General features: G+C 41.5%; 9 protein-coding genes. All 9 read left to right on the plus strand.

All coding sequences use genetic code 11. The features are described from left to right. The first annotated feature begins 32 nt into the window (after nucleotides 1-32). Nucleotides 33-1,769, plus strand: coding sequence for a tetratricopeptide repeat protein (locus I5349_RS08535; RefSeq protein ID WP_226390339.1), 1,737 nt, complete (start codon nucleotides 33-35; stop codon nucleotides 1,767-1,769). A 22-nt stretch (nucleotides 1,770-1,791) separates the two neighbouring features. Continuing rightward, entirely contained in the window at nucleotides 1,792-2,538 is a 747-nt protein-coding gene (gene lolB1 / locus I5349_RS08540; RefSeq protein ID WP_226390340.1) for a lipoprotein insertase outer membrane protein LolB1, read from the plus strand. 3 nt (nucleotides 2,539-2,541) lie between these two features. Continuing rightward, a complete protein-coding gene (locus I5349_RS08545) occupies nucleotides 2,542-3,804 on the plus strand; it encodes a murein hydrolase activator EnvC family protein (protein ID WP_226390341.1) in 1,263 nt (420 codons plus the stop codon). A gap of 89 nt (nucleotides 3,805-3,893) precedes the next feature. Then, nucleotides 3,894-4,091 (plus strand): twin-arginine translocase TatA/TatE family subunit, encoded by a 198-nt coding sequence (gene tatA, locus I5349_RS08550; RefSeq protein WP_226390342.1) that lies wholly within the window; start codon nucleotides 3,894-3,896, stop codon nucleotides 4,089-4,091. A gap of 4 nt (nucleotides 4,092-4,095) precedes the next feature. Continuing rightward, nucleotides 4,096-5,520 carry an Asp-tRNA(Asn)/Glu-tRNA(Gln) amidotransferase subunit GatA gene (gene gatA / locus I5349_RS08555; protein ID WP_226390343.1) on the plus strand — a complete coding sequence of 475 codons (1,425 nt, stop codon included), beginning with the start codon at nucleotides 4,096-4,098 and terminating at the stop codon, nucleotides 5,518-5,520. 5 nt (nucleotides 5,521-5,525) lie between these two features. Beyond that, nucleotides 5,526-6,920 carry a lytic transglycosylase domain-containing protein gene (locus I5349_RS08560; protein WP_226390344.1) on the plus strand — a complete coding sequence of 465 codons (1,395 nt, stop codon included), beginning with the start codon at nucleotides 5,526-5,528 and terminating at the stop codon, nucleotides 6,918-6,920. Between the two features lie 54 nt (nucleotides 6,921-6,974). Beyond that, entirely contained in the window at nucleotides 6,975-8,084 is a 1,110-nt protein-coding gene (locus I5349_RS08565; RefSeq protein ID WP_226390345.1) for a DUF4837 family protein, read from the plus strand. A gap of 10 nt (nucleotides 8,085-8,094) precedes the next feature. Beyond that, nucleotides 8,095-10,359 carry an NADP-dependent malic enzyme gene (locus I5349_RS08570; RefSeq protein ID WP_226390346.1) on the plus strand — a complete coding sequence of 755 codons (2,265 nt, stop codon included), beginning with the start codon at nucleotides 8,095-8,097 and terminating at the stop codon, nucleotides 10,357-10,359. A gap of 1 nt (nucleotide 10,360) precedes the next feature. Then, nucleotides 10,361-10,954 carry a Holliday junction branch migration protein RuvA gene (gene ruvA / locus I5349_RS08575; protein ID WP_226390347.1) on the plus strand — a complete coding sequence of 198 codons (594 nt, stop codon included), beginning with the start codon at nucleotides 10,361-10,363 and terminating at the stop codon, nucleotides 10,952-10,954. The last annotated feature ends 2 nt before the right edge of the window (nucleotides 10,955-10,956 follow it).

Here is a 10,956-nt window from a genome sequence, read left to right on the forward strand (position 1 = left end):
ACATTAGTCGTTTAATCGATAGTATAATATTTATGAAGACTTCATTTCTTTTCCGTTGGGTCCTTTGCCTTTTCCTCTTTGGGGGAGTGGTGGATACTTTTGCCCAGTCCAAAAAACTCAACAGAAAGGAAAGAAAAGAGCGAAAAGATCGAATACTTGCTGAAGACTATTTCATAGAAGGTGAGCGCTACTACATGAATGAAGAGTATGCCAAAGCCTTGTGGTTCTTTCAAGAGTCGTACAAGTTTAATGAAAACAATGCGGCTACTAATTTTAAAATCGCAGAGATCAAGAGTAAGGCAAATGACCTAGATGACGCCTATATTTACAGCAGTCAGGCCGTAGCACTTTCTCCTGAAAATAAGTACTATCGACTCCTGCTAGCGGAAATTCTATCCAATCAAAATAGACTTGAAGAGGCCACAGCTATATTAGAAGATTTGGTCAATGACGTAGAAGGCACAGAGTATTATCTTTTTGACCTTGCTTCGTTATATCTCTATCAATCTAAATTTGAAGAAGCCTTAGTCGTCCTAGACAAAGCTGAAAGCTACTTTGGCGTGATCGATCAGATTTCTTTTCAAAAGCAGCGCATCTATTTGAGATTAAACAAACTAGATCAAGCCATTGCTGAGGGTAAAACACTTATTGAAAAGTATCCTGGTGATGGCCGATATGTCTTAACGCTAGTGGAGATATTGGCTGCTAATAATCGCACTAGAGAAGCCATTTCTTTGATCAAAGAGAGCTTGGCCATCAATCCAGATCAGCCTACTTTAGACTTGACTTTGTATAAGGTTTACAAACTATTGGGTGAAAAGGAAAATGCTGCCATTTATCTCAAAAAATCATTTGACTCCCCTGATCTAGCGGCTGAAGATAAGGCCAAAGTGATTGCTGATATGCTCCGAGAGTATCCATCTGCCGATCTGAATAATACGATAGATAAGCTAGCTGCTCAGATCATAGACATGCATCCTGAAAATGACCAAAGCTATGGCATCAATGGAGATGTACAATTGGCTAGAAATAACAAAGAAGAAGCACTAGGTTATTACCGCCAAGCTAATGAACTCAATAAAGAAAATGAAAACGTCTGGAGTACTTTGCTTTCGCTTTTATTGGAGAAAAGTGATTGGGAAAACCTTTATGATTATAGCTTAGAAGCCGTGGAGTATTTTGAAAAAAAACCTGAGTTTAGGTTCTTTCTCGGTACTGCACAACTCATTCAAAAAGACTATGATGGCGCTATCGAAGCACTAGAAAAAGCTAATGAACTGGTCAAGAATAATAAAGAGCTGAAGCGACTCATCAATAGTCAACTGGGAGATGCCTACTATGGTGCTGATCGTCCTGAGGATGCTTTTGAGACTTATGAAAAAGTCTTAATCGACTTCCCCGAGGATGCGCAAGTACTCAATAACTATAGCTACTATTTAGCGCTTCAAAATAAAAATCTAAATAGAGCGAAAGTCCTCTCCGCACAATTAGTGAAGCTTTATCCTCGTAATGCCAACTATCTAGACACGCATGCCTGGGTACTCTTCAAGCTTGGGGACTACAAGAGTGCTAAGGAATATCAAGAGCGCGCACTAAGCCTTACTAATAATCCAAGTGCAGAAATGTTAGAACATCTCGGAGATATCCTATCCAAACTGGGCGATAGTGAGGGCGCTGTCACGCAATGGAAAAGGGCAAAAGAAAAAATGGCCGACTCTGCTACACTAAGTGAAAAAATAGCCACTGGCAAATATCAAGAATCACAGTAATCATCAGGAAGTTAATCACACAATGCAAAAACTAAGCCTCTGGGCACTGCTCATCCTACTCATCTTCTCTTCATGTGCTAGAAAATCACAATTGAATGGCACTAAGGATAGAGATGCTGATGTCAAAGCATTCAGTATCGATGAAGTAGATTTTAGCTATTTCACTTCAAGAGCGAAGTTCAAATACGAAGACAGCGATGGACAGAAGTTGCGTGCTACGGTTAATTTCCGCATCAAAAAAGACAGTTTGATTTGGTTTTCTATCACACCAGGTTTTGGAATAGAAGCCGCTAGAGGAGTGATCACACAAGATATGATCATGATCAATGATCGGATCAATAGAGACTACACAGAAATGTCTATTGAAGAACTCGGTGCTCAATACAATATCAATCTCAGCTATGGAGTATTTGAAGCCTTGATTCTGGGAAATACTGCCTTTTCGGACTTGCCTGGCAAATGGAAGAAATCAGGAAGAGAAGCAGATTTCCTACAAGAAATATCTCACATCACCATCCAAAATACTGTCGCTATAGGAAGTCAAAAAATTCGAAGCTTAGAAATGTCTTCTAGCCAATATCCAGCTAGACTCAGTGCTCAGTATAGTAATTTCATGCCACTGGCCAATCAGCAGATGGCCTCACTGATCACTGCTATGCTTGCCTATGAGACCAATGCTGGTCAGAGCAACATCTCTGTGGAAATAGAGCATATCAAACCAGAGATTTCAGAAAAACCCTTAACTTTCCCCTTTAATAAAGGAAGATAACACATGCGCCACCTCTCGGTACTCCTATTGATCCTCTTTCTATCAGGTAGCTATGCTTTCGAATCCATCGCGCAGACCAAAACCAAGGCTCAACTAGAGAAAGAAAAGCAGGAGACCCAAAAGAAAATAGCGGAGTATGAAAAAATACTCCAACAAACTACTCAACAAAAACGCAATACGATTGGCCAACTGACGATTGTAGCCAAGCAATTGGAAGCACGCGCCAATTTGATCAAAAATATCAATAATGAAGTGTCTTCTCTCAACCGTGAGATAGATGAGACACAGATGCTAGTTGATGCCCTTCAAAGTGATCTCCGCAAGCTTAAAGCTGAATACGCTCAGATGGTCTATCACTCTTCAAAGTCCAATAGAGACATTGGAGTCATTACATTTTTATTTTCTGCCCAGACTTTTAGAGAGCTCTACATGCGACTCAAGTACATGCAGCAGTACAGCGATGCCCGAAAAAAGCAAGTCAAACAAATAGAGCGTGTCTCTCAAGATCTCGCCCTGCAAGTACAAAAACTTGAAGAAAATAGGAATCAAAAGCAGGCACTTCTGGGTGAAGAAAGACAGCAAAACGAAAAGCTACAATCACTCAAGCGTGACCAAGAAGCCATCGTATCTAACCTAAATAAAAAGGAGAAAGAACTCAGACAAGAAGTAGAAGATCGAAAAGTAGCGCTCAATCGCCTCAATAAGCAGATCACGGATATTATCAACGAGGAAATCAGAAAGGCTGAGGCAGAAGCTCGTAGAAAAGCAGAAGCTGCTAAAAAAGGTGGAGAGAAATCTAACATCACGACCAAGCCAGGCTCTATGCCGATGGCGCCAGAGGCAGTCGCACTTTCTAATTCATTTGCAGGAAACAAAGGAAAATTCCCTTGGCCAGTAGGCGCAGGTTTTATCTCTAAGAAATTTGGTATCACGCCTCACCCTACGCTCAAAGGTATCGAAGAGTCTAATGATGGTGTAGACATCCAAACCAATCCTGATGCTGAGGTCAAGAGTGTGTATAGTGGAGAAGTAATCGCAGTGCGCACTATCCCAGGTGTAGGTGCCTTTGTGATGATCAAGCATGGAGAGTACTTCACCGTGTATTCTAAGTTGAAAAAAGTATATGTCAAGCCAGGTCAAGCCATAGAAGCTAATGCCTTGGTCGGAGTCGTATATACTGATAAAAATGGTGTGTCAGAATTACAGTTTCAAGTCTGGAAAGGAAAAGACAAACTCAATCCGGAACTTTGGCTCCTGAGACGCTAGTTGTAAAGAAACTAGGGGCGATACGATTTATATAGTCAAATATATTTACGTATCTTTACCGCATCAATTGATATAAAATAAACAGAGTTATGGAAACCGTATTAGCATTTGGAATGCCAGGTGGAATGGAATGGGCTTTAATCATTTTGTTCATCATTATCTTCTTTGGCGCTAAGAAAATCCCTGAACTAGCTCGTGGTCTTGGCAAAGGTATCCGTGAGTTCAAGGATGCTACAAAAGACATCAAAAGCGAAATAGAAGACGGAGTTAAGGACGAGAAAAAATAAGATATTGGAAGCACTTATTTCTTTTGAGAAAACGCAAGAAGAAATCAAATCCGGTCGCATTGATTGTGTCGGAATTGTCAAACATTACCTCAACAACATTCAAACGAAGGCATCTCTCAATGCCTTCGTTGAAGTTTATGAGGAGGAGGCACTTACACGTGCTGCCCTCATAGATCAAAAAATCAAAGCAGGCTCAGCGGGAAAGCTGGCTGGCATGGTCATCGGCATCAAAGATGTTCTTTGCTATGAAGGACATGAAGTCAATGCTGCTAGTAAAATCCTTTCTGGATTTGAATCACAATTCACCGCTACTGCTGTACAGCGACTCATCGATGAAGACGCTATCATCATCGGCAGACTCAATTGTGATGAGTTTGCGATGGGCTCATCCAATGAAAATTCCTATCATGGCAAAGTACTCAACGATGCAGACCACGAACGTGTACCAGGTGGCTCATCTGGAGGCTCTGCAGTGGCGGTTCAAGCTGATCTTTGTTTAGTTTCTCTAGGAACAGATACAGGTGGATCAGTGAGACAGCCTGCGGCATTTTGTGGCGTAGTGGGTTTGAAACCAACTTACTCTCGCATCTCTCGCTATGGCTTGATCGCTTATGCTTCTTCATTTGATACAATTGGGATCTTTTCTAAAAATATAGCAGACAATGCCCTCGTCCTAGAGGTCATGGCAGGTGCAGATGAGTATGACTCTACCGTCTCTCAGAAACCAGTGCCTTCCTACAGCACGCTTCTAGCGCTTAAGAAAAAAACTAAGGTAGCCTATATCAAAGAAACTATGGACTCTCCTGCCCTACAGCCTGAAATCAAAGTGGCTATGCAGGAAAAAATAAATGCGCTCAGAAGTGCTGGACATGAAGTAGAGGAAGTTACTTTCCCTTATTTGGATTATGTACTACCTACTTACTATATCTTGACTACCGCAGAAGCTAGCGCTAATCTTTCTAGATTTGATGGTGTAAAATACGGCTACAGAAGCGCACAAACAGCGAATCTAGAGTCTATGTATAAAAAATCTCGTGGAGAAGGCTTTAGCGAAGAAGTCAAAAGAAGAATCATGGTAGGTACTTTCGTATTAAGTGCCAGCTATTATGACGCCTATTTTACAAAAGCCCAAAAAGTCCGTAGGTTGATCAAAGAAAAAACGGAGGACTTGCTTAGTACTTATGATTTCCTCATCTTACCTACTACTCCAACTACTGCGTTTAAGTTTGGTGAGCATTCTGGTGATCCCGTAGCGATGTATTTGGAGGATCTTTACACTGTACAAGCCTCGGTATCAGGCATACCTGCGATTTCTATTCCGATTGGTCATGACAAAAAAGGTTTGCCAATAGGCATGCAAATCATGGCCAATGCGTTTAAAGAAGCAGATATCTACGCTTTTGCAGCAGCAGTATCTAATCTAAAGTAAAGCTCATGAAAAAGGCATTCACATACCTGACCATTTTGTTCTTAGGCCTATTAGGCACTTTCCAAGCTAGTGCACAAGCACCAGCAGAGAGTCCAGCCTCTGACACCTTGTTTTCACCTGTGTATGCCTATGAATATATCCCAGACTTCACCTATGCTGAAGTAGCTTCTCGTGTAGAGGCTTTAGAAAATGGGATGCCATTTGAGCTTAATAAGACGATCTATTCTTTTATCAACTATTTCACTGTCAGAAATAGAGAATACACTAAAATGATCATGGCCCGAGTGGACTTCTACTTCCCGATATTCGAGGAAGCCTTGAAGCGTCACGGGCTACCTGATGAACTCAAGTATCTGGCCATCATAGAGTCAGGTCTCAACCCAAAAGCTAGGTCTCGTGTAGGTGCCGTTGGACTTTGGCAGTTTATGCCTGCTACAGGTAGGGCTTATGGCTTGAACAATGACTTCTACATGGATGATCGCATGGATCCTTATGAGGCTACAGAAGCTGCTTGTAAGTATCTTAAGTCACTCTATAGCATGTTTGGCAACTGGGAACTTGCTCTGGCAAGCTACAATGCTGGTCCAGGTAATGTGCGTAAAGCGATCAGAAGATCTGGTTATAAGAAGACATTTTGGGAAGTTTATAATTACTTGCCAAGAGAGACCCGCTCCTATGTACCGCAATTTCAAGCGATGATCTATGTCCTCAAGCATGCAGAGGATCATCACCTTTTCGTGAATGAAATCGAATATCCTGGAAGAGTGGCTCAAGTAAATTTGGATTCACACATTGATTTGGAGAAGTTATCCCTTCTCACTGACATCTGTTTAGAAGATATCCAAAGACTCAATCCAAGTTTGAAGTCAACTATTATCCCTGAGCATAGAAAGTCTTATACGCTCAATATTCCCGCTGATAAGCAAGAGTTTCTCGTGAGTAACCTAGGTGCTATCAAAGATTCCCTCAAGGTATCTCAAGAGCGCCTCATGGCAGTAACTGAAGAAATCAGAAAAAGCTCTCCCTATGGTGATCGTCAAAGAAGCACTTATACCGTCAGAAGCGGTGATTTTCTCGGAAGAATTGCTCAGCGATATGGTGTATCAGTAGCGACAGTCAAAGAATGGAACAACCTCAGTTCAAACACCATCCGAGTAGGTCAACGCTTAGTAGTCTATGAAAAAATCAATCCTTCTACTACTACTAACACTGTCGTAGCTCAAAGACAACTCCCAGCCAACGCCACCTCTCCTGATGGCAAATATTATACAGTTCAGCCTGGAGATTCTCTATGGCTGATTTCTAAAAGATTTCCAGGCTTGACCATAGATAAGATCAAAGAACTCAATAACCTGAACACAAGCAATATCAAACCGGGGCAAAAGCTCAAAATAGGATAAACTAACTATTTAGGTATTTTTCTGTATATTGCTTATTGAACAAAATTCTACACCATGAAAAAGTTAATCTTCCTCCCTTTTTTATTACTCATTGGCCTACTGTCCTTGTCCAGCTGTGAATCAGAAGAAGGAGATGAATCTAGCAATAAGTCTTCACTTCCTATCGCCAGAGGTGAGGCTGCAGAAATCATCTTAGCCATAGACTCAGCCAAATGGAATGGCCCTGTAGGAGATGTTCTCAAAGACATCTTTTATGCCACCGTCCCAGGTAACTTCAGAGATGAAAACCTTTTTACTCTTAGAAGGGTCGATCCTGTCAAGATGAATAGTGTCCTACAATCTGCACATAGCTTAGTCTATGTGACAACACTAGATAGTAGAAGTGCTGGAAGTAGAAGGATCAGCTCGCTTTTCTCTAAAGAATCAATAGAGCGCATCGTAGCAGACTCTTCTCTCTTTATCAACAGGAGAAAAGATCAGTTTGCTAGAGGGCAAGAAGTACTCTATCTCTTTGGTAAAAATGACGCAGAACTCATCAAAAACCTCAAGCAAAATAAAGACAAGCTAAGAGAAGTCTTTAATAACAATGAGCGTCTTCGTCTAGAGAAAAAGCTGTATGCAGCTACCCCTGAGAGAGGGATCATGAATAAAGTGGAAGACAAATTTGGTGTTCAAATCAAAATTCCAAGAGGCTATAAAATTGCGAGCGAGTCAGATAATTTCCTTTGGATCAGACAGCTTTCTCCAAATACTTATGAGCCAGACAAAAACTTATATTTTTATGAAACGGACTATTATTCAGAAGAGCAACTTTTTCCTTCTAGCTTAATAGATCTGAGAGATCAAATAGGGCAAGAAAATATCTTTGGTGATCCTGCAAGGCCAAGTACCTACATGAAGACCGAAAAAGAGATTTTGCCTGGCTTTAAAAACCTTCAAATTAACGGTAATTTTGCCTCGGAAATAAGGGGCGCTTGGAGAACCAATGAGATCATCATGGGAGGCTCATTCATCTCTTATGCTATAGTAGATGCAGAAAAGGGTAAAATTTATTTTATCGAGGGATTTGTATATTTTCCTAATGAGCCTCATCGAGAACTGATGAGAGAATTTGAAACGATCATCAAGACAGCCAAAATTGTCAAACCTAAAACGGAAGAATAAAAAGAGTAATATGGCGATTAAAATCAGAAAAGAAGACGCACTCAACTACCACCAGCAAGGTCAACCTGGTAAAATAGAAGTAGTCCCTACCAAGCCACTTAGTTCACAGATGGATTTGGCATTGGCCTACTCACCTGGCGTAGCGGAGCCTTGTAAAGATATAGCTGAAAACAAAGAAGATGTCTATAAATACACTGCCAAAGGCAATCTAGTTGCTGTGATCTCCAACGGTACCGCGGTACTAGGCTTGGGAGATATCGGTCCAGAGGCTTCTAAGCCAGTGATGGAAGGTAAAGGCGTACTCTTCAAAAAATTTGCTGGTATCGATGTTTTCGATATCGAAATCAACGAAAAAGACCCAGACAAACTCATCGATATCATTGCTTCTTTAGAGCCTACTTTTGGTGGTGTCAATCTAGAAGATATCAAAGCACCTGAGTGTTTTAAGATCGAAACTGAGTTGAAAAAGCGCATGGCTATCCCTGTCATGCATGATGATCAGCATGGTACGGCCATCATCTCTGGAGCTGCCCTACTCAATGGACTAGAGGTAGTGGGTAAGAAAATCGAAGAAATCAAGCTAGTAGTCAATGGTGCAGGTGCATCAGCGGTGTCTTGTACTAAGCTATACATGAAACTGGGTGTCAAGCGTGAGAATATCATCATGTGTGACAAAGAAGGCGCTATCCGAGCAGATAGAGCTGATCTAGATGAGATCAAATCTCAGTTTGCCACGAGCAGAGATGTGACTACCCTGCTTGATGCTCTCAAAGGTGCTGATGTATTTTTAGGTCTTTCTGCAGGTAACATCATGGGGCCTGAGCATATCCTAGCCATGGCGCCAAATCCTATAGTTTTTGCTTTGGCCAATCCAGATCCTGAGATCCCTTATGAAGTAGCTACAGCGACTAGAGAGGATATCATCATGGCGACTGGCCGTTCTGACTATCCTAATCAAGTGAATAACGTGCTTGGTTTCCCATATATCTTCAGAGGTGCACTAGATGTCAGATCAACAGCTATCAATGAGGAAATGAAACTCGCGGCAGTTTATGCTATTGCTAAGCTCGCTAAAGAGCCAGTGCCTGACATGGTCAATAAGGCTTATGGAGATGCTAAAATGGCTTTTGGTAAGTATTATCTCATTCCTAAACCGCTTGATCCTAGACTCATCACCACTATCGCGCCTGCAGTAGCTAAAGCCGCTATGGATTCAGGTGTCGCTAAGACACACATCACTGATTGGGAAGCTTACGAAGTGGAGCTACAGAAGCGAATCGGTATCGATCAGCGACTCATGTCTAGAGTGATTGGAAGAGCTAAGAAAGATCCTAAGCGTGTAGTATTTGCAGAAGCAGACAATAAGAAGATCCTCAAAGCCGCTCAGATCGTCCAAGATGAGAAGATTGGTATCCCTATTCTTTTAGGAAATAAAGAAAAAATACTCGCACTCATTGAAGAGCACAACTTAGACCTTTCAAATTGCGAAATCATCGATCCATTTGAGAATAAGGATAAAATGAAAGCCTTTGGACAGCAGATCTATGAAAAGAGAAAGCGCAAAGGGATCACACCTTATGAAGGAGAAAAACTCATGCGCGACCGTAACTACTTTGGCGCTATGATGGTGGATAATGGTGAAGCTGATGCTTTGATCTCTGGCTTGACCAAAGATTATCCTCGTACCATCACACCTGCACTTCAGGTGATCGGTGTGAAGCCTGGTGTCAAAAAAGTAGCCGGCATGTACATCATCGCTAGCAAAAAAGGAACTTTCTTCTTTGCAGATACCACTGTCAATGTAGATCCTACAGCGGACGAGCTAGTAGATATCATTGGGCAAGCTGCTGAGGGCGTTCGCTTCTTTGATCACGAACCTAGAATGGCTGTACTTTCTTACTCTAACTTCGGCTCTGCTAAAGGAAAAACTCCTACAAAGGCTGCTGAAGCTACCATGAAGGCCAAGATCAAATATCCAGACCTGATCATAGATGGAGATATTCAAGCCAATGTAGCACTAGATGCACAGCTGCAAAAGGAAAACTATCCTTTTAGTGCGTTAGCAGAAAAAGGAGCTAATACGCTGATCTTTCCAGACTTGACATCAGGTAACATTGCCTATAAACTGATCATGGAAATCGGAGATGGCGAAGCAATTGGCCCTGTTCTCTTGGGTATGAACAAACCAGTTCATATATTACAACTTGGTAGCAGTATTCGCGAGATCGTGAATATGGTAGCTATCGCAGTTGTAGACGCTCAACAGAATAACTAATATGATCGCATACCTCAAAGGAAAACTTGCTTTCAAAGATCCTACCTACGTCATCATAGACATACAAGGCATCGGATATGAAGCTAAAATTTCTCTGAATACATATTCTAAAATCAAGGATGAGGAGCAAGTTATGCTCCTCACCTATTTACACATCAAAGAAGACGCTCACACACTCTACGGATTCAAAGAAGCTACTGAAAAAAGACTGTTTCTGGACCTGATTTCTATTTCAGGCGTAGGGCCAAATACCGCACTGATGATGCTCTCTTCGCTGAGCGCTGAAGAACTCAAAACAGCCATAGCCTCAGAAGACATCAGAGTCATCCAAGGTGTCAAAGGAATAGGTGCTAAGACGGCTCAACGAATCGTCTTAGAACTAAAAGATAAAATCAAAAAAGAGGGATTATCAGAAAATTGGACTCAAAATACTGGTTCTCATCAAAATACTTCCAGAGCTGAGGCGTTACAAGCATTGATCACACTAGGGATACCAAAGGCTGCTGCTGAGAAGAATATCGAGGCGATCATCAAGCAAAAGGGAAATGATATATCGATCGAGGAGTTGATCAAACTTGCACTTAAAACCAACTAAAC

The organism is Penaeicola halotolerans, from assembly GCF_016464625.1.
GTDB classification, from domain to species: Bacteria; Bacteroidota; Bacteroidia; order Cytophagales; family Cyclobacteriaceae; genus Penaeicola; species Penaeicola halotolerans.

Coding starts and splice junctions, on each gene's coding strand:
- I5349_RS08535 (WP_226390339.1), top strand. CDS start 33: ATGAAGACTTCATTTCTTTTCCGTTGGGTCCTTTGCCTTTTCCTCTTT.
- I5349_RS08545 (WP_226390341.1), top strand. CDS start 2,542: ATGCGCCACCTCTCGGTACTCCTATTGATCCTCTTTCTATCAGGTAGC.
- ruvA (WP_226390347.1), top strand. CDS start 10,361: ATGATCGCATACCTCAAAGGAAAACTTGCTTTCAAAGATCCTACCTAC.
- I5349_RS08560 (WP_226390344.1), top strand. CDS start 5,526: ATGAAAAAGGCATTCACATACCTGACCATTTTGTTCTTAGGCCTATTA.
- I5349_RS08570 (WP_226390346.1), top strand. CDS start 8,095: ATGGCGATTAAAATCAGAAAAGAAGACGCACTCAACTACCACCAGCAA.
- tatA (WP_226390342.1), top strand. CDS start 3,894: ATGGAAACCGTATTAGCATTTGGAATGCCAGGTGGAATGGAATGGGCT.
- I5349_RS08565 (WP_226390345.1), top strand. CDS start 6,975: ATGAAAAAGTTAATCTTCCTCCCTTTTTTATTACTCATTGGCCTACTG.
- lolB1 (WP_226390340.1), top strand. CDS start 1,792: ATGCAAAAACTAAGCCTCTGGGCACTGCTCATCCTACTCATCTTCTCT.